The sequence below is a fragment of the Aerococcus urinaeequi genome (assembly GCF_001543205.1).
GTDB classification, from domain to species: Bacteria; Bacillota; Bacilli; order Lactobacillales; family Aerococcaceae; genus Aerococcus; species Aerococcus urinaeequi.
In genome coordinates, this window is record NZ_CP014162.1 from 1,354,025 (window position 1) to 1,372,968 (window position 18,944).

Consider the following 18,944-nt stretch of genomic DNA (forward strand, 5'->3'; position numbering starts at 1 on the left):
GAAGCGCATTTCGTCTTTTTTCGCGTATATACAACTTGTAGGGCGGATTACTCACCAACCATACCATCGCCGTCACGGTCGTCCATATATGGATACAACCAATGGTCTGAATAAATAGGCATTGAGAAGCCTGCTGCTTTGGCTTCTTTAATGGTTACCTGACCGTTGCCATTGGCATCAACCGAACTGACATCACCGCCGGAAGCGGGCGCTGTAGTAGCGGGTGCACTTTCGGCTGCAGGGGCAGTTTCAGAAACGGTTGAAGATTGGTTCAAGTTTGGTAATGATTCATCTTGTGTTGGGCCTTCAGGACCTACTGATGAGCCGTCTGCATAGTTGATTTCGACGTCTGGTTGGATGTTTGGTACATAGATATTGAATTGGATAGTCGCTCCGTTATCTTCAATAGAGAGACCTTCCATGTAAACACCGGATGCAAGTAGGTTATCACCTTCGAATGCTGGTGTAACACGGTAGCGGACATGGTTTTCTGTTTGTTCAATATAGTTAGCCACAAAGTTTTCAAATGGCAACATCCCTTCAACATTAAACCATCTAGTCCCAGTCATCAAGTTGCGGGCATTGGCATCTTCACCAGTTAGTTGGTGGCCAATCAAATGAGATCGGTTATACAACCAACCACCAGAAACGTTGGCATACTTAGCTTGTTGCCAGCCAGTGGGTTTGATATCTGAAATATCACCACGTTCTGTAGTAGGCATCAGTTCGACTCCGAGGACAGCGTTTGCGGCGGTTACCCGACCTAAACTATCCAGTTCACCATATGATTCGTAGGCTTCAGTCGATGTAATATCCGCATCTGTAAAGTAAGGGATATTATTGTTAATTTCTATATAAGTTTGCCCAGCAGGTACTGTACGTACTTTTGTGAATTCAGCGCTTGCTTGGCTGGCAATTTCACTTTCGGCTTTTACTTTAGATTCAGCTGCTGCTTTTTCTTTAGACTCTGATTCAGCACGTTTCATAGAAGAGGCTTGGCGTGCACTTGATTCAGCGGCTAATTTTTTGTCATAAGATTCCTTGGAGGATTTTTGTGACGCATCTTTAGCGGACTTAGCAGCCGCTTCTTCGGCCGCTGATTCAGAATCATCAGCGGAATTCTCATCAGCATCTTGATCTGAGGTTATGACTTGTTCTTGTGGTTGAAGGTCGGTTTGATCGGCTTCGGTTTCACCTGTGTCTATTGAAAAGATGACAATCGTACCGATTAATGCAGCTGCTGAGGCAATCAAGCTGTTTCTCAACCATTGATTATTTGGCTTAATCTTGTAGAAAAACAAGGCCAGAATAGGCGCAACAACTAAAATGAATGGTGATAACAAGATAAATATTATCAGTAAAGCCAAGTAAGCCAACAAACGTAACCAGTTAATATTCTTTTTCTTCATTATTTATATTTCTCCCAAAAGTATCTATTCTTTCCCATATTGCCTAACATTATATCGGCCGTCATTCTAAACTGCAATGATTATCGTTCTTTTATTTACAAAATGTAAAATAGATAAAATTATTTCTCGTCAAGAGTTCACAAAATCAATGTCTATAGTCTTTTTACAATAATCATCAGGAAAATTTCTGGTATGATACTTGTAATAGAAAGTCGATTGAGGTGAAATCATGTTAGCGAAAGAAGAATTACCGGTATGTCCAGTAGCGACAACGGTCGATCTAATTGTGAATAAATGGAAGGTTTTAATTATTCGAGAATTATTAAAGGGAACTTACCGTTTCAATGAACTGCACCGGTCTATTGAAGGAATCAGTCAGAAAGTCTTGACGGAAAACCTGCGCAAGTTGGAGTCAGACGGGATTATCCAGCGGACCGTCTATGCAGAAGTGCCACCAAGAGTGGAGTATTCCTTGAGTGAATTGGGCGATACCTTAAGACCTATTATTGAAGTGATGCGGGCCTGGGGGAACGATTATTTGAACGGTAACCTGCCTGGAATTGAAAATACAGAAAAAAATTAAAAATATTTTTTGCTGGCAAAGCCTTGGTATCCGTCATTACTTACCAATAAGTAAGTAGCTAAGGAAAAAGTGCCTACTTTTAGTAAGTGGATTTTCATGGTTAAATATACCTATCAACAAGTAACCAATAAACTTACAAATGAAAGAGGTATATAAACATGGTAAATATTACAGTATTCGGTAAAGGTAACATGGGTTCAGCAATCGGTGGCTTATTCCAAGAAGCAGGAAACGACGTCGCTTACATCGGTTCTCAAGACGGTAAACAAGCATTAGGCGACATTGTTGTATTGGCAGTGCCTTATGCAGCAGTAGATGGCATCATCTCTAACTACGCTGACGAATTAGCGGGCAAAATCATTGTTGATATCACAAACCCAGTAAATTTCGACACTTTCGATGGTTTAGTCGTACCAGCTGACTCATCAGCAGCCCAAGAAATCCAAGCAAAAGTAAGTGGTGCGAAAGTTATCAAAGCTTTCAACACAAACTTTGGAACTACATTAGCCTCTAAACAAGTTGGCGACAACACGACAACTGTTTTAGCAGCCGGTGAAGCAGACGCTAAAGCAACCTTCAAAGATGCATTAGAAGGTAGTGGCTTGAACTTTGTAGACGCAGGTGAATTATCACGTGCTCGTGAATTAGAAGCAATTGGCTTCCTACAAATCACATTAGCAGCCCGCGAAGAAATCGCTTGGACAGCAGGATTTGCAGTAGTTAAATAAAGCCCGATATAGAGACTAGAATTAGTTATAAAAATATTATAGATTTAACACAACCACTAACGACTCAGTTAATACTAGCTTGTTGGTGGTTTTTATTTTGCCACATCCACAAAAAAATAAGCCGTAACACCCGGGGTAGTGGGTTTCACGGCTTTTAGGGGTAGGTATTTTAATCTAGTTGATCACTTTATTTGGATCAAAGTCGGTGTGTGTATTGGCTGTTTGCGTAGATTGTTTTTCATTGTAATTATCTAATAAGGACATGGCAATCGTCGTCAAGACACCAATTACAGCTGCGTCATCCACAAATCCCAAGGGACCGAAGATATCTGGTAAGACATCAGCTGGGAAGACGGTATAAGCGAGTGCTAATCCAGTAATCGCCTTGATGTAGGTAGGTGTTTCCTTATTAAATAAGGCTTTGGCGAACTTGCCCAAGGTCATTTTTGATGTTTGTTTCATTGCGTACATCATCCTTTCTCATGTCTATATATTAAATGGAAAAGGGATTTGATGTATCCGTCCTAAGACCTAATTTAGGGATTTGTCTTCGTTAAATCTAGATACATGATATGCATATCCACATAACGACCGTCTTTCACTTGGAAACCGCCTGGAATAGTTCCCACAATTTCAAAGCCAAATTTCTCGTAAGTATGGATAGCAGCCTTGTTTTCGGCCACAACCGCGTTAAATTGAATCCCTCTAAAACCGTGCATTTTAGCCGTTTCAATGGATTTTGCTACTAAGTCATTGATCAAACCCTGACCCCGGAAGGCTTTATTCACTGCGTAAGTCCCGTTGGCCACGTGACTAGCGCGCCCTTCGTTATTTGCTTTAATCAGGTAGTAGCCAGCAATCTGATCATCCACCAGCAAGACGTCAACTTGGTCATAAGCAGCCAGTTTCTTCTCAAATGCGGCACTTGAATAGAGGTCTAAACCTGGGAAGGCGACACCGTCCACCAAAATATCGTTCCATATTTCTCTAAGAACTTCCGTGTCGACTTGAGTGTAATGTTTAAAAATTTTCATACTTTTAGACCTCCTATAAAGTTGTGTCGAATTCCCTTATTATATCCATACGAATCACATGCTTACAATAGTGCGTAAACAATAATATTCTTTAGACAGACAATATGCCATCTAAGGTGATGATAGGTGAAGCATAAGGCCTAAGGCTTAATTTTTTAAACTATCGTTCAATAATGCCTCGAATTGAGAGGGTTGACATTCCTTTAAAAGATTGTTTGAATAGAGTTAATTCATAGAGACATTTGGGGTGCTGTGACAGCTGAGATTATACCCATGGAACCTGATACAGTTAATACTGGCGAAGGAAAATGTAGTAAATACTGTCGAAAATATGATTCATTTGGCTTTTTGCCTTGCTATCATTCATTTGGACACTATTTCCCCCCCTTTTGTCGAATACTGACAGGAAAGGGGGCTTTTTTTGTTTTCCAAAAGGTGTCTAGATAATTGAACACCAATGATACTTCACCATATTGATTTAAAAGATGCGATATTGAAAGGATTTAAAAGATGACAATCGATTTATATACATTAAAAGCTTTACCAACTTACGACAACCCCTTCCCATTAGCCAAAAGCCCGCTAATCCAGTGCTTAACCAATACCGTGACGGTGGAATCGGTGGCCAACGCCTTATTATATGTGGGGGCGGCACCAGTCATGGCAGACCAGGCAGCTGAGATGGAAGATTTCTTCAATCAAAACGATGGGGCCATGATCAATATTGGGAGTTTATCGCCTGAAAAAATCCGCAACATTTTATTGGCTGCTAGAACAGCTGACGAAACAGACACGCCTTTCGTTCTGGATTTAGTGGGGGTTTCAGCCAGTCCCTTGCGTAACGACTTAGCCCAAGAAATCAGCGCATTCACACCAGATGTCATCAAAGGCAACTTGTCTGAAATGCGGACTTTCTGTGGTTTAGGGTCAACGGGACGAGGTGTTGACGCAGGTGAAGATGACCAAAATGAAGCGGCCTTAGTAGAACTGGGACAAGCTATGCAAGAATGGGTGTCAGACCATGCCGGTACAACCTTATTAGCGACAGGTCCAGTAGACGTGGTCGCTGATGCGTCAGGCATTTACTACTTGAAGAATGGCGTAGCCAATCTTGGTCGCTTTACTGGGACGGGAGATATTGTCGGTGCCTTGATTACAGCCTTATTAGGAGCTGGTCAACCAGTCCTAGAGGCTGTGATTTTAGCGGTATCTTACTTCAATTTATGTGGTGAAAAAGCGGAGGCAACAACACATGGCCTAGCTGATTTTAGACAAGCAACATTGAATAACCTGTCTCTATTGTTGGCAGACGATGAATGGTTAACAGGTATCAAGGGAGGTCAACTATAATGGATTACAGTTTATACCTAGTCACAGCGAGTTTTGATTACCAAGAAGACGCCTTTTTACAAGTGGTTGAAGAAGCTATAAAAGCAGGGGTTACTCTAGTGCAATTCCGCGATAAGACGGCGACGAGTCGTGATGCATATGCATTAGCTTTAAAATTAAAGGCGATTACGGACCGATATGCCGTACCTTTAATTATTAATGACCGGGTAGATCTAGCGTTGGCGGTGGATGCTGCTGGTGTTCATATTGGCGATGATGAATTACCTGTAGATGTTGTACGAAAACTGATTGGTTCGGATAAGATTTTAGGGGTTTCAGCCAAAACCTTAGCGCGGGCAGAAGAAGCCTACCAACAAGGGGCGGACTATTTGGGTGTCGGGGCCATCTTCCCAACAACTACCAAGGATTCCAGCCTAGTAACAGTAGAAACTTTACAGACGATCAGCAGCCAAGTAGCTATCCCAGTTGTCGCAATTGGCGGCATTCAATTGGATAATATCAAAACATTAGCCGGTAGTGGGATTGCGGGGATTTCAGTAGTTTCTGAAATTATGTTGGCAGATTCGGTGACACAACGCGTAAGAGATTTAAAAGCTGAAGTAGCAGATATTTTGGAGGTGGACTAAATGGTAAATTCAACACCACAAGTAGTGACAATCGCAGGATCGGACTCAGGCGGGGGTGCAGGGATTCAAGCTGACTTGAAAACTTTCCAAGCTCGCAAAGCCTTTGGTATGTCGATTGTGGTCGCCTTGACTGCCCAAAACACCCTAGGTGTCCAGTCATCCTTACCGGTACCATTGGACTTTATTGATGCACAATTTGCTTCACTTGCAGCAGATTTTAAGATTGGCGCTGTTAAAACAGGTATGTTATTTAACGGGGCATATGTAGAAAATGTCGTGAATAACTTAAAAAAGGTAGACTTTGGTCCATTAATTATTGATCCCGTCATGGTAGCTAAAGGGGGGCATCAGCTCTTAGACCAAGACGCCATAAATGCGATTCAAAACCAGTTACTACCTATAGCGACTTTGGTTACGCCAAATATTCCAGAAGCTGAGATCATTGCGGACATGACGATTGAATCAGAAGCGGATATGTTAGCGGCTAGTGTAAAACTACAAGGATACGGAGCTAAAAATGTTATTGTAAAAGGCGGTCACTCCAAAGCTGCTAAAGCTCGGGACTTAGTACTTTTGGAAAATGGTGAAATTTTGTGGTTATCTAGTCCCCGCGTGGATACAAAAAATACCCATGGGACAGGCGATACATTATCTGCCGCCATTGCTGCTGAATTAGCAAAAGGCAGCGAATTGAAAGAAGCAATTATTATTGCTAAGCGGTTTATACAAGGCGCAATCGCAGATGGCATTAATGTCGGCCATGGCCACGGACCAACCAACCACTGGGCTGATTTGTCAGATGAAGTATTAGTCGAAAGTGAATAATAAGAACGAACGAAAGAGACCCACACTAGTGTAAAATATATTTTTACGAAAGTGTGGGTCTTTATTATATTTTATGGGTTTTCTGCTTGTTAATTCTTCGATTTACGTACTTTAATATCATAGACTGTATCTATGATTAGGAAAGTAATCACCAAGATGGGCGCAATTGTTTTCCAGAAGTTGTCTTGAGTAACTATAGCCGAAATTAAAATAATGGTTACAATGATTCTGAAGACCACATTCCATATTGGTCTATTGGTAATGCGACTAAGTTTCTTGAGTAAATTCAACAAAATAACTTCCTTTCTAAATAGCGCGAACTTGTAACCGTCCGATTAAGTCATGATCTACCACAACAAAATAGTACTTTCAAATTATGAAATTGACTAAAAAGTATTTAATAGGGAGTGCCTAAGGTTATTGATTGGTCAAGTGCACAAAAATGTCTGTTTATGCCCCTATAGTAAAACGCTTTCTTCTGTTCTAATATATACTAATGTAAGCGCAATCAAAGTGTGCATGATTATATATAGAGGAGTGACATAATGGAAATGGTAATTCCATGGTATTCAGCAATCATCGGACTAGCTTTAGCTATTGTATTGATATTAATGAAGTTAAACCCAACATATGCCTTGATTTTTGGTGCAGTAGTTGGCTGTTTAGTAGGAGGTGCTGACTTAGTTCAGACCTTGAACGTTCTTATTTCAGGGACACAAAGTGTAATGGGTACGGTTATCAGAATCCTATCAGCAGGTGTTTTTGCGGGGGTAATGATGGAGTCTGGCGCAGCAGAAACAATCGCCAATTTCATTGTGCGGAAAATGCCGGGTACTTTTTCACTATTTGCCTTGGCACTGGCGACAATGGTTATTACTGGTGTGGGTGTTTTTATTCCAGTAGCCGTTTTAATCGTGGCGCCGATTGCTTTATCGGTTGCAGCGGAGAATGGTTATTCAAAGATTGCAATCCTAATTGCCTTGTCAGGTGGCGGAAAGGCCGGCAATATCATCTCACCTAACCCTAATACGATTGCGGCAGCAGAAGGATTCGGGATTTCAACTATTCAAGCCATGGTGGGTGGTTTAATCCCAGCGCTTTTTGGTTTATGGGTAACAGTTTTAGTGGCGAATGCGATTAAATCAAAATATACTAAAGTGACGATGCACGAAAAAGAAAGTCAAGCTGATGACACTAAACAAGCTAGTTTACCAAGTGTAGGGAAAGCCTTCATAGCGCCGGTATTAGCAGTTGTACTTTTACTACTAGGTCCACTTGGACAAGCTGTTGGTGTTACTGGACTAGACTTTGATTCATTCTATGTATTACCAATAGCTGGCTTAATTGGTTTATTGATTATGGGTAAAAGCAATAAAATACTTGATTTTACTAAGTCAGGATTGGATAGGATGACACCAACTATTTTGATTATTATTGGTGCCGGAGCAATCGGTGGTTTAATTACTGCATCAGATTTATCAACACAAATTGTAACTATTATGGATACTTGGAACGTGCCAAGTGTCTTACTAGCACCAATTTCCGGTATCTTAATGGGGGCAGCAACAGCTTCAACCTCTACTGGTGTTATTTTGGCTACTGGTTCTTTTGGGCCTGCCATCTTGCAAACAGGTATTGCACCACTCAATGCTGCTATTATGGTTCATACTGGTGCAGTAGTGATCGATCATTTACCACATGGGACTTATTTCCACGTATCAGCAGATGCAGTGGATATGTCGTTTGCGGATAGAATGAAGTGTATTGGCTATGAATCAATTATTGGTCTATCAATCGCTACAGTCGCTACTATTATTTACGGCATTTTATAATCAAGGATAAAAAGGAGAAGAAGGTATGAACAAGAAAATACTCGTAGCCCCTGACTCGTATAAAGGTAGTTTAACAGCTTTAGAGGCTTGTGAAGCAATTAGTATAGGGATTAAACGGGCTTTACCGGATGCAGAAATTGTCTCTTTACCAATGGCAGATGGCGGTGAAGGTACCGTACAATCTTTAGTTGACGCTACTGAAGGTACCATCCACCAACTAGAAGTAGTTGGACCTTTGGGGACACCAGTTACTGCTAGCTATGGCATTTTAGGGGATGGTAAAACAGCTGTCATCGAGATGGCTGAAGCTTCTGGTATCGGATACGTTAATGAACAAACAAAGAATCCTTTAGTAACAACAACCTATGGTACAGGCCAACTTATTCTAGCTTGTATTGATCAAGGTATAGAAGAAATTATCTTAGGAATTGGCGGATCAGCAACAAATGATGGTGGTGCTGGTATGGCACAAGCTTTAGGCTATCAATTATTAGATAGTGATGGAGACGAAATTCCATACGGTGGCGGTAGTTTAAACCAATTAGCCAGCATTCAAATGAGTCAAGCCCATCCAGCCCTAAAAAAAGTAAAACTAATTGTTGCATCTGATGTTAACAACCCACTTTGTGGACCAGATGGTGCCTCCAATGTTTTTGGCCCGCAAAAAGGGGCAACTAAAGAAATGATTCAAACCTTAGACCAAAATCTCGCACATTATGCTGAAATCTTGAAAAAAGACCTCGGTATTGATGTGATTGATACTCCTGGTGCAGGAGCTGCTGGCGGATTAGGAGCAGGTTTATTGGCTTTTACCCAATCAGAAATGCATACTGGGATTGAAATTGTCCTTGAATATGCGAAGTTTAAAGAGTTTGCAACTGGTTGTGACCTTTGCTTTACTGGTGAAGGTGGGATCGATTTTCAAACAAAATTTGGTAAAACCCCTTATGGTGTAGCCCAAGCCTTTAAAGCAGTTAACCCGGATAAAAAAGTGATTGCTATTGCGGGTACAGTAGGAGAAGATATCGAAGAACTTTATGAAGTTGGTATTGATGCGGTATTTTCTTCTGCTCCAGGTGCTGCTAAATTAGAAGAATTAATAGAACAAGCGACATTTAATTTAGCACAAACTGCAGAAAATATTGTAAGAGTGTTAGTATAGATATTAAGATAGCTAAGTAAAGGGGGCAGTCCAGTGAATGAAAAGCATTATGTTTTGACCAAAGAACAAGCACAAAAGTATGTGAATCAATTGATGGAAGATGTCCCCTATAATATTAATATTATTGATCAAGATGGTACGATTATTGCGAGTGGAGATCCAGATCGAATTGGCGATTTTCATTTTTCTGGTAAAAAAGCCTTTCAAAGAAAAGCTAAGGTATTAGTTTATAGTGATCAAGATGGTGAACGGCAGGGAGCTAATGAACCGGTCACTATCCAAGGAAAGATTATTTGTGTAGTAGGGATTTCAGGCGCACCAGAAGAAGTGCAAAACTATACGAAACTCTTATCTTCTATGATTAAATTATTAATTGAACAAGAAGTAGACGCCATGTTATCTATGCAGAAGAAGCAAGATGATGAAATGTTCATGAATGATTTGATTCAAAATACTCAAGGCATATATGAGGAAGATATTAGGAAACTAGCAAGTGATAAATATCATATCGATTTAACGCAATCAGTGACGGTTGTGCTATCTAAAGAAGCCAATGCCTTAAAGCAGCTAGCGCAATCATTGAAGTTAACTATATTTACTTACCAAAGTGATGCACTACTTTTAGTGAATACAAATGTGGTGAGTAGAGAGCATATAAAAGCTTTGACAGATGACGGTACTTGGGTTGATAGTGGTCAAAATATCGCTGAAAGTATTGCAAATATTCAGCAAACAGCTATTTACTTTTCACTACTCCAACTTGACCATACAAGTCCGGTATTTGTGAAAGACCATCCTTTCTATTTATTTACACCCGGTATTTTCAAAAAGGACGACGTTTTATTTGAGCGTGTGGATCAAATGGAAGATGAGCTAGCCACTACTTTGGCTATTTTTATCAAACATAATTTGGATACGCGAGCAACTAGTGAGGAATTGTTTATTCACCGAAATACTGTCAATTATCGGTTAGAGAAAATTCATAGACAAACCCAATTGAATCCTAGAAACATTATTGATTTATTTGTTTTGCTGGTTTATCTAGGATACAAAATTAAACCAAATGCCCATCGCTAAATCCCCAAAAAAATTTCTATTTATTCGTATGTCCTGGTCAATTCTTTTGGTAAAATAATGTAGCAATTAATGTAGTCACCGCCGATTTCTTGGCTGGTGGCTTTTTTATAGGAATACAAATTTGAGGGGATTTACTTATGTATAAAATTAACATTTGGGTACGGCAGAACCTGCTCTTTGTGATTGCCGCAAGCTTGGCCACAATCGCTGTGATTTTCGGCCAATTTGACCCGACCTATATCAAATATGACGTCTTAGTCAGTTTATTCGGCTTGATGATTGTCCTAGCCTTTTTCCAGACGTCAGGCTTATTACGGTGGGCGTCGATAAAATTGATCGACTGGTCCGGAAATAGCCGCGTCATCGTCCAATCCATGGTCCTGGCTTCATTCTTCGGGTCATTCCTATTGTCCAACGACATCGCTGTCCTGACCCTACTACCGATTTACTTGAACATCCTGCGCCACCTACCAGCATTCAAGGGCCGTGTACTCGGGGCAGCCCTAATCGTAGTGGCGGCAAACCTAGGCGGGGTCTTCTTCCCCTTCTCCAACCCACAAAATCTCATCATCTATTCAACCTATCCAGTCGATTTCGTCAGCTTCATGTGGTGGACCCTACCCCTGGTGGTTGCCGGCTTTATCCTTGTTATGGTCGCAACTTTCTTCGTAGAGAAAAGGGCAGCCCACACACAAGTTGAGGGCAATGCAGTAGATAGATCGATAGTCATTCAAGCTAGCATTGGCATGGTGCTCATGGTCATTGCCATCTTTGGCTTATTCAATATTTATTGGACCGTGGCCTTCATTGTAGCCTATGTCCTACTGACTAACTGGCGGTATTTACTGCAAGTGGATTATTTATTGCTACTGACTTTTGCGTCATTTTTTGTGTTAGTCGGAAACATTACTGACTTAACACTTGTCCAAACTTGGTTGGCAGCTAATATTTCAAGCAAGACCATGGCTTACCTAACAGGGCTCTTGGCTTCACAAGTCTTTTCAAATGTTCCAACCACTATTCTGGTTTCACCCTTTACAGACCAGGCTCATAGCTTGTTGATGGGGGTTAACATTGGTGGCTTAGGGACCATGGTCGCTTCATTAGCTAACTTAATCGGTTTTACCATTATTCGAAACGCTATGTCCATGGATTCTAGGGCTTATTTCAAGATCTTCACCATAATAAATGTGATTTTTATTCTGATTTTAGCCCTTCTTTTCTTCCCATGGTAGCTTTTTCTCACTTTTTTATCATTATTCTTTAATTAGACCTTGCATTATTGACCTTTTTAGTATAAATTAAAATCATATTAGAAAACGAAAGAGGCATCTCATTATGTTAAGCACAACACAAAATAATAAGCATATTGTCATTATTATTATTGATTCTAGGACTTAGGGAATTCGGCGGCAGCCAATTTCATATGTCCTATTTGTGTTGAAACACTAGATGGGACCTAAGCTTCCCATTTAGGGAGGCTTTTTTTATTGGTATAAGTGAATTTTTAGTCTACTTGATAAAGGTTTGCATTGTTGGTTTTTATTGGTTGGGTTTGTTTTAGGAGGAAAAATATGAATTTGAAAAAATTTGGTTTAACATTATTATCTGCAGCTACTTTAGCCGCCTGTGGTTCAGTGACACAAACATCTAACAGCTCTTCTTCTGCGGGATCAGAAGATTCTGATACGATTAACATCGGGGGCGACTTTGGTTTAACTGGGTCAGCATCTGCTTACGGTTCTTACATCAATGACGGTGCGACTTTAGCCTTCAATGAACTCAACGAATCGGGTGGTATCGATGGTAAGCAAATCAACTATATCGCAACAGATAACAAATCTAACGTTCAAGAGTCTGCCAATGAAGCCACACGTCTGTTAGCAGAAGAAAACTTGTCTGTATTATTAGCGTCAGATATCGCAGCCTCAACAGAAGCAGCGATTCAACCAGCTGAAAACGCGCAAGTTCCAATGATCATCCCTTCAGCAACGGTTGATGATTTAACATTGGATTCACAAGGAAATGTATTTGAATATGTCTTCCAAATTGCCTTCCAAATCTCTAACCAAACGGAAGCACTTGGCCGTTTTGCGGACGAGAAAGGTTGGAGCACGGCTGCCGTTTTACAAGATAACTCATCGGATTATGGTCAAAACTTAGCTTCTCAATTTGAAGAAGACTACTCAGGTGACGTTGTCATCAAAGAGTCGTTCTTATCAGGAGACACTGACTTCAGCTCAATCCTAAACAACGTTAAAGCCCAAGATCCAGACGTATTATTCATCGCTGGTTACTACCCAGAAGGTGGAGCCATCGTGAAACAAGCCCGTGAAATGGGTATCGATGCCGCTATCTTAGGTCCAAACGGATTAGGTAACGACGAATTCATCAACTTAGCTGGTGCAGAAAACGTAACTGACTTCTACTACGCAACAATCTTCGTAACAGGAGAATATGGTTCAGACGCAGCCAACGAATTCGCAGAGAAATACCGTGCAGAATTTGACACAGAGCCAGACTTGTTCTCAGCAGGTGGTTACGACGCAGCCCGCTTAGCAGCTGACGCCATTGACCGTGCCGGTTCAACAGACCCACAAGCAATCCGCGACGCCCTAGAAGAAACTCAAGACTTTGAAGGGGTAACAGGAAACATCTCATTCGATGAAGACCACAATCCAGTAATGGACTCATTCGTAGTAGGCTATACAGAAGGCGAAATCTCATCAGTAGAAGCCGTAACAGCTGAATAAGACCTACTTTTTTGAAAAAAGGATAACAAGACCAAGTTGGGTCAATATTAGTAGAAGAGTCGCGATGTTCATGTCGTGACTCTTTTTTTGAGTACAGCTAATATTTCAAGTTAATTCTACACATAGCTTCTGAGACATTTTCACGGTATGCGAAAATCGATTGTTTGTCATAGGATGATTCGATCAAGTAGCGTATAATATATTATGGATCTACAAATCAAATTGAAAATATATTTATATATAGAAAGAAAGTGTGAGACATATGGTAGAAGAAAATAAATATTATATCTATGCGGACCGGATTATCTTAGCGGACGAAGTTGTAGAAAAGGCTTATTTAGAAGTCAAAGATGGTCAATTTGGTTATGCAACTTTAGAGAAACCCTTAAAAGGTGAGGTTAAAGATTACACGGGTTATACGGTGGCAGCTGGTTTAGTGGATACCCACATCCATGGTTTCCAAGGGGCAGATGTGATGGACGACGATTTTGAAGCGGTCCAGACTATGTCTAAGGGGTTACCATCAACAGGTGTGACAGCCTTTTTGCCAACAACCTTAACTTCTTCTGCTGACTTATTGACATCAGTTGCTGGTAAAATTGGTGACCACTATGAGGAAGCTGAGGGGGCGAAAATCTTAGGTATATTCTTCGAAGGGCCATGGTTTACGGAAGAACACAAGGGGGCACAAAACCCAGCCTACATGGGTGATCCTGACTTGGCTCAATTTGAGGTCTGGCAAACAGCCGCTAAAGGACTCATTCACAAAATTGCACTAGCGCCAGAGCGGAAAACGGCTAAAGCTTTCACAGAAACTATCACGAAAGAAGGGGTACGAGTAGCCCTAGCCCACTCATCTGCGACCTATGAAGAAGCGACTGCAGTGGTTGATGCGGGTGCCAACATTTTCATCCATACTTATAACGGCATGTCTGGTTTACACCACCGCAACCCTGGTATGGTTGGTGCAGCCATGGCAACAGATGATACCTATGCGGAAGTCATTTGTGACGGCAAACATGTCCACCCAGGTGCAATCAAGGCGCTTGTTAAAGCTAAGGGATGGGACAAAACAGTTCTTATTACAGATGCCATGTCAGCTGCTGGTATGCCTGATGGTAAATATCAATTAGGTGAATTTCCAGTTATTGTCAAAGACGGTGAAGCGCGTCTTGAGTCAGGTAATTTAGCAGGATCTGTACTAACCTTAAATCAAGCAGTCAAGAATGTGGTAGATTGGGGTATTGTAGATAGTGAGCAAGCCTTACGGATGGCTTCACAAGTGCCCGCTGCCTCTGTAGGTTTAGATGATCAGGTTGGTATAATTGCGCCAGGACGTGTGGCTGATTTCATTGTGGTAGATGCGGATATGAACTTAAAAGAAACCTATCTAAATGGTGTTTCTGTATTTCAAAACTAAATAAGCATAAAAGTATAGCACCAAGCTAGTTGACATGAGTAGACTAGTTTGGTGCTTCTTTGTTTGTAAAAAGGCAAAGTTAATCATTGCGGATGAAGCTATTTCAGCCCTTGATGTGTCCATTCAAGCCCAAATCGTTAACTTGTTGAAGGAATTGAAAATCACCAATGATTTAACCTATTTATTCATTACCCATGATTTGTCCATGGTCAAATATATTTCTGACCACTTTGTCTACTGTCATTCAAGTGAAGTAGCTGGCTACAAAGACCAGGTGAAACCAGCTTTGGCATTGGTATAAATATAGGTGCATACGAAAAAGGTGGTCTGGAATCTTTCCAGGCCACCTTTTTAAGATTTTTCATGACATTATTTTCTTATTGAAGGAATTGTTGTTCTTCAACACTGGCGATTTTTGCGAAAGAATATGGACTGTTTTCTTCTATAGTATATTCTTCTACAGTGGTCGTTTCACCAGTGGTAATATCCACTCGTTGCAATTGGCCTGTTTTGCCATCTGCAATGGTTTGGAAGATATAGCCATTGTCAATGTAGTAGTCAGGGGATTGTTCAAGGTCTGACTGCCATACTTGGTCAAAGTTTTGACTCTCCATGTCGTAAGCGTAAATACTTAATTGACTAGGAAAGCTACCGTAGTCATTCTCCACATAATTATTGGTTAAGACAAAGATTTTATCTTCAATAATTATTGGCATAACGTCGGTGTCACCAGATTGTTCTTTTAAAGTACTTACTAATGATGACGTGTCCATAGTTTCTTTGTCACCACTTGTTGGATTGATAATCTCATAAGTAGTTGGAGAGATATAGTCTTCACTGACTTCATTATTTGTTGCCGCTATTGGTAACAAGTGGTACTTAGGATTCCGGTTTAAGCTATCAACGCTGCCTGAGTACAATTCATAACTCGCATTGTCCATGGTAGTAGCTTCCGTGATTTCGCCATTTTCCTTGTTTAATTCAAAGGTTTTTAAATAATTGGCTTGGTCGTAGTCTTGTAGGAAAGCGTATACCAGGTAAATGGTCGTGTCATCTTCAGCGATTGACATCAAGGTGTTACCAGTCCGGTCCGCTTGGTCTAACTGATAAGAGGGTATGGTATAGGTCCAGTTGCCCTCATCATTTTTTTGAATCAGAGTCAAGTTTAACTGGGCTTTGCTATCACCTAGGAGGGTATCAGCCTGCCATAATTGTAGGTCATCATTCTCCAAAATCAATCGGGAATTGGACAAGTTTGGCCGGTCGAACAAGGAGAAGTTTTTGTAGACCGCGTCTTGGACTTGGGCGCTAAACATACCGTAACTAGCGTTGGTCGTAGGAATTAGCGCGTCTCCTCGTCTTGATAGGGGGATCCAATGAATTGAATTCTGATCGTCTTCGCTTGTTAGATAAAGACTCGATGCTTGGGTTTCTTGCCCGCTAACTTCAGGGTTTACACTAGTTACCTTAACAGGTTTAAAAGTGCCAACCCCAAGCCAGACGAATAAGGACACGCCAGCAATTACCACTAGGAAAATAAGTGTCAGCCAGTTTTGTTTACGCATTTTCATCATGATACCTCCTTTCTTAAATACTGACATAATGGTTCATCAACCATGACATCATATAACCGTTGATCATATTTGCGGCATAAATGAAGACTAAGACGATAATAGTCCCTTCTGTCGCAGTAAGTGGCATAGTGAGTGTTGAAAAGCCCATCAGGTAGACAAGGGCAATGGATACTACCCAGTAAATGACGATTGTTAATAAAGTCCGCGTCCAAGTATAACCTTTCGCACTAAGTAAAATGATCATGCTATTCATTAAGGTGAATAAGAACCATAGGCCACCACCATAAGTCAGAAAGGTTTGTCCTGGGTAAGGCGGGAACAAGACTAAACTCGTCTGCATTTTGGTTGCAAGTTGAATGAGAACGGGTATCGTGGTGTAGCTATCAGCAAACATGATAGAAAAAGCGGCGTTTGCAACATAGAATACGACCAATTGTAAAATCAAAATCCCAGCCATCATGATTAAAGTAGAGATTAACTTGGCATATGCAATTGGTGCCCGGTTTCCAGGTAGGGTTAACAATCGGTAAATAAAGTTTCCCTGAAAGTGCCAGTCACGAATCCAGGAAAAGACCGAATAAGCGAGTAATGCAAAACCAGTGGCCCCAATAATCATGGTAAAGGCCATGCTATCATCAAAAGCAGATGCTAAATTGGTAATAGGGAAGGGGTAATCCGAGGTATTTCCGGATGCAATCGCCATAAAGCTTGTCCTGACGTTTCTAAAAACCATGATTCCTTCAGTCACTAATACAAAAGCAATCAGCAGGAAATAGAACACTTTCGCCCGTTTTAATTCATCCGTTATTAAATTCAGTAATTTTGTCATTAGCGATACACCTCCCACATCTTATCGGTAATCGACTTGCCTTCTTCTAAACGTAAATCTTCCGTATAGAAATCTTGAATAATCCGGCGGTCTTTTAGCATGACTACCCGGTCCACCAAAGTTTCAATCTCATTAATCTCATGGGTTGAAATCAAGACGCCGCGCCCAGCCATCAACTTACTGGTGAAAACATTGGCAATCTCTTCCCTAGTAAAGATATCAACCCCAGAAAACGGTTCATCCATGATGAGATAATCCGAGTTTAAAGTTAGACCTAGCAGTAAATTCACCTTAGCCGTATTCCCCTTAGACAAGTGTGAAATCTTTTCATCAGGATTTAAATTGAAGAAAGTCACCAAGTCTTCAGCTAAGACTGGATCATAAGTATCATAGTATGTGGCCATATAATCCAAAGCTTCTTGAATAGTCATCTCTTTCACCACGATGATGGTGTCAGGAATGTAAGAAATCCGATTAAAATCATTAAAATCGATCGGTTTACCATCAATTAAAAACTGACCAGAAGCGACTGGGGTTAACTTCATCAAACCGTTCATCAAACTCGTTTTTCCAGACCCATTCTCCCCAATTAAAGCCGTAATTTCCCCTGGTTTAATAGAGAAAGATACATCCTCGAGAATTTTCTTCGCCCCGTAAAATTTATTCACCTTTTCAATCTCAATCATCTTGTTCACCTCGTTTTTGGAAATATTCTGTCATGTAAGTGGCAATCTCATGCGGGTCCATATTCAAGACCTGGGTCGTATCATAGAAGACCGCCATGGCCTGCTCCAAAGCATCACGCTTTAATTGTTGAATAATCATTTGGTTTTCCGTCACTCGACTCGGCACATTGGCTTCTGACACAATAATCCCTTCTTCCTCTAATGATTTAAACGCCCGCTGAACCGTATTAGGGTTAATCTTGAACGTTTTGGCGATATCACGACGAGAGGGCAACTTATCCCCAGCCATCAATCGGCTAGCAACAATTTCCCCCTTATAATGGTCGGCTAATTGCACATAAATTGGCGCCTGCTTATCAAACACAACCATGAAGACCCTCCTTTCAAAAATGCTTTAACAAAAGTGTGTTAGTCAATCAATACACTTTTCTTATCTGTATTATATGGTTAATACACTTCAAGTGTCAATAGCAGGATTCTATAAAAATCATTTAATGATTTTTATTGGCAAAAAGGGGATAGGTTGACAAGCGTATGTATATTGAGGGAGGGTTGTTGCTATACAAATCAATTCGCTACTTAAGAGAGCAGTCGTGTATAAAAGTTCAACTAACGCAGATTATTCTCTTACGTTCTATTGCAGTACTTTTTTGACAAAGCATTGACAACGTTTGTCCACGGGTAAAAGAAAACATACTTAAGGAAATGGTTGAAAAGCATTGTTAATTTTTACTAGAATAATGCTTACACTTAACTAAAATCAGCAAATTAAAAAGAATTATTCAATGCAAATTATAAAAAAGTCACTTCATTTTTATTAGAGGCTACGGCTAAATTTTAAAGCCAAGGCTGAAGCTTACCTAGCATGCTTTCGCGGTGAGCACAGGATGGCCTGACGTATGTCATTCTGTTTGGTGTTCACGCCTTACAGAATGTATAGTCAGCCAAGCCGTAGGGTTTAGAATTATTCACCCTAAAATTAGAATATTATTAAGATTCACTTGACTTTTTAATTTGGACATTTTATTATGAGTATAATCAAGTGAGAGACAGTAA

General features: G+C 40.6%; 19 protein-coding genes, 1 pseudogene and 1 riboswitch. Of the genes and pseudogenes, 12 read left to right on the forward strand and 8 right to left on the reverse strand.

Annotation, left to right across the window (positions count from 1 at the left end):
* Positions 1-47 precede the first annotated feature (47 nt).
* Positions 48-1,409, reverse strand: a complete 1,362-nt coding sequence (locus AWM74_RS09475; RefSeq protein WP_051218202.1) for a DNA/RNA non-specific endonuclease — start codon at positions 1,407-1,409, stop codon at positions 48-50.
* A gap of 229 nt (positions 1,410-1,638) precedes the next feature.
* Between AWM74_RS09475 and AWM74_RS06150 the strand changes: the two genes are divergently transcribed.
* A complete protein-coding gene (locus AWM74_RS06150; protein ID WP_026465751.1) occupies positions 1,639-1,992 on the forward strand; it encodes a winged helix-turn-helix transcriptional regulator in 354 nt (117 codons plus the stop codon).
* 158 nt (positions 1,993-2,150) lie between these two features.
* Positions 2,151-2,720, forward strand: coding sequence for an NADPH-dependent F420 reductase (locus AWM74_RS06155; protein ID WP_026465750.1), 570 nt, complete (start codon positions 2,151-2,153; stop codon positions 2,718-2,720).
* A gap of 174 nt (positions 2,721-2,894) precedes the next feature.
* Here the strand turns inward: AWM74_RS06155 and AWM74_RS06160 are convergent, their stop codons facing one another.
* Together AWM74_RS06160 and AWM74_RS06165 are read right to left on the reverse strand one after the other, a co-directional pair.
* Positions 2,895-3,182, reverse strand: a complete 288-nt coding sequence (locus AWM74_RS06160; RefSeq protein WP_236702824.1) for a YkvA family protein — start codon at positions 3,180-3,182, stop codon at positions 2,895-2,897.
* Positions 3,183-3,256: 74 nt separating this feature from the next.
* Positions 3,257-3,754, reverse strand: a complete 498-nt coding sequence (locus tag AWM74_RS06165; RefSeq protein ID WP_026465748.1) for a GNAT family N-acetyltransferase — start codon at positions 3,752-3,754, stop codon at positions 3,257-3,259.
* A gap of 233 nt (positions 3,755-3,987) precedes the next feature.
* Positions 3,988-4,078, forward strand: a riboswitch (TPP riboswitch).
* Positions 4,079-4,264: 186 nt separating this feature from the next.
* On the opposite strand from AWM74_RS06165, the gene thiM reads away from it, so the two are divergent.
* Genes thiM through thiD form a run of 3 tightly spaced genes read left to right on the forward strand, consistent with a single transcriptional unit; the run spans position 4,265 to position 6,555 of the window.
* Positions 4,265-5,104, forward strand: a complete 840-nt coding sequence (gene thiM, locus AWM74_RS06170; RefSeq protein WP_051218200.1) for a hydroxyethylthiazole kinase — start codon at positions 4,265-4,267, stop codon at positions 5,102-5,104.
* Positions 5,104-5,730 (forward strand): thiamine phosphate synthase, encoded by a 627-nt coding sequence (gene thiE / locus AWM74_RS06175; protein ID WP_026465746.1) that lies wholly within the window; start codon positions 5,104-5,106, stop codon positions 5,728-5,730. The genes thiM and thiE overlap by 1 nt, the downstream gene beginning before the upstream one ends.
* Complete coding sequence (gene thiD, locus AWM74_RS06180; RefSeq protein ID WP_026465745.1) at positions 5,731-6,555, forward strand: bifunctional hydroxymethylpyrimidine kinase/phosphomethylpyrimidine kinase; 825 nt, start codon at positions 5,731-5,733, stop codon at positions 6,553-6,555.
* 89 nt (positions 6,556-6,644) lie between these two features.
* On the opposite strand, the gene AWM74_RS06185 is transcribed toward thiD, so the two are convergent.
* On the reverse strand, positions 6,645-6,848 hold the full coding sequence (locus AWM74_RS06185; protein WP_148639034.1) for a hypothetical protein: 204 nt from the start codon (positions 6,846-6,848) through the stop codon (positions 6,645-6,647).
* A 252-nt stretch (positions 6,849-7,100) separates the two neighbouring features.
* On the opposite strand from AWM74_RS06185, the gene AWM74_RS06190 reads away from it, so the two are divergent.
* From AWM74_RS06190 to AWM74_RS06220, 7 genes and pseudogenes are all read left to right on the forward strand, one after another.
* Entirely contained in the window at positions 7,101-8,387 is a 1,287-nt protein-coding gene (locus AWM74_RS06190) for a GntP family permease (RefSeq protein WP_026465744.1), read from the forward strand.
* Between the two features lie 25 nt (positions 8,388-8,412).
* Entirely contained in the window at positions 8,413-9,549 is a 1,137-nt protein-coding gene (locus tag AWM74_RS06195) for a glycerate kinase family protein (RefSeq protein WP_026465743.1), read from the forward strand.
* A 33-nt stretch (positions 9,550-9,582) separates the two neighbouring features.
* Positions 9,583-10,626, forward strand: a complete 1,044-nt coding sequence (locus AWM74_RS06200; protein WP_026465742.1) for a CdaR family transcriptional regulator — start codon at positions 9,583-9,585, stop codon at positions 10,624-10,626.
* A gap of 137 nt (positions 10,627-10,763) precedes the next feature.
* Positions 10,764-11,861 carry an SLC13 family permease gene (locus AWM74_RS06205; RefSeq protein WP_026465741.1) on the forward strand — a complete coding sequence of 366 codons (1,098 nt, stop codon included), beginning with the start codon at positions 10,764-10,766 and terminating at the stop codon, positions 11,859-11,861.
* A 339-nt stretch (positions 11,862-12,200) separates the two neighbouring features.
* Positions 12,201-13,379, forward strand: a complete 1,179-nt coding sequence (locus AWM74_RS06210) for an ABC transporter substrate-binding protein (protein WP_026465740.1) — start codon at positions 12,201-12,203, stop codon at positions 13,377-13,379.
* A gap of 262 nt (positions 13,380-13,641) precedes the next feature.
* Positions 13,642-14,799 carry an N-acetylglucosamine-6-phosphate deacetylase gene (gene nagA / locus AWM74_RS06215; protein WP_026465739.1) on the forward strand — a complete coding sequence of 386 codons (1,158 nt, stop codon included), beginning with the start codon at positions 13,642-13,644 and terminating at the stop codon, positions 14,797-14,799.
* Between the two features lie 76 nt (positions 14,800-14,875).
* Positions 14,876-15,100 (forward strand): annotated as a pseudogene (locus tag AWM74_RS06220) (peptide ABC transporter ATP-binding protein); the annotation flags it as partial.
* Positions 15,101-15,176: 76 nt separating this feature from the next.
* Here AWM74_RS06220 and AWM74_RS06225 read toward each other — a convergent pair.
* The 4 genes from AWM74_RS06225 to AWM74_RS06240 are packed head-to-tail and all read right to left on the reverse strand — an operon-like array spanning position 15,177 to position 18,258.
* Positions 15,177-16,373, reverse strand: coding sequence for a hypothetical protein (locus tag AWM74_RS06225; RefSeq protein ID WP_148639035.1), 1,197 nt, complete (start codon positions 16,371-16,373; stop codon positions 15,177-15,179).
* A 13-nt stretch (positions 16,374-16,386) separates the two neighbouring features.
* Entirely contained in the window at positions 16,387-17,202 is an 816-nt protein-coding gene (locus tag AWM74_RS06230) for a hypothetical protein (protein ID WP_026465736.1), read from the reverse strand.
* Positions 17,202-17,888 (reverse strand): ATP-binding cassette domain-containing protein, encoded by a 687-nt coding sequence (locus AWM74_RS06235; protein WP_026465735.1) that lies wholly within the window; start codon positions 17,886-17,888, stop codon positions 17,202-17,204. The genes AWM74_RS06230 and AWM74_RS06235 overlap by 1 nt, the downstream gene beginning before the upstream one ends.
* Positions 17,881-18,258, reverse strand: a complete 378-nt coding sequence (locus AWM74_RS06240; RefSeq protein WP_016896652.1) for a GntR family transcriptional regulator — start codon at positions 18,256-18,258, stop codon at positions 17,881-17,883. The genes AWM74_RS06235 and AWM74_RS06240 overlap by 8 nt, the downstream gene beginning before the upstream one ends.
* Between the last annotated feature and the right edge of the window lie 686 nt (positions 18,259-18,944).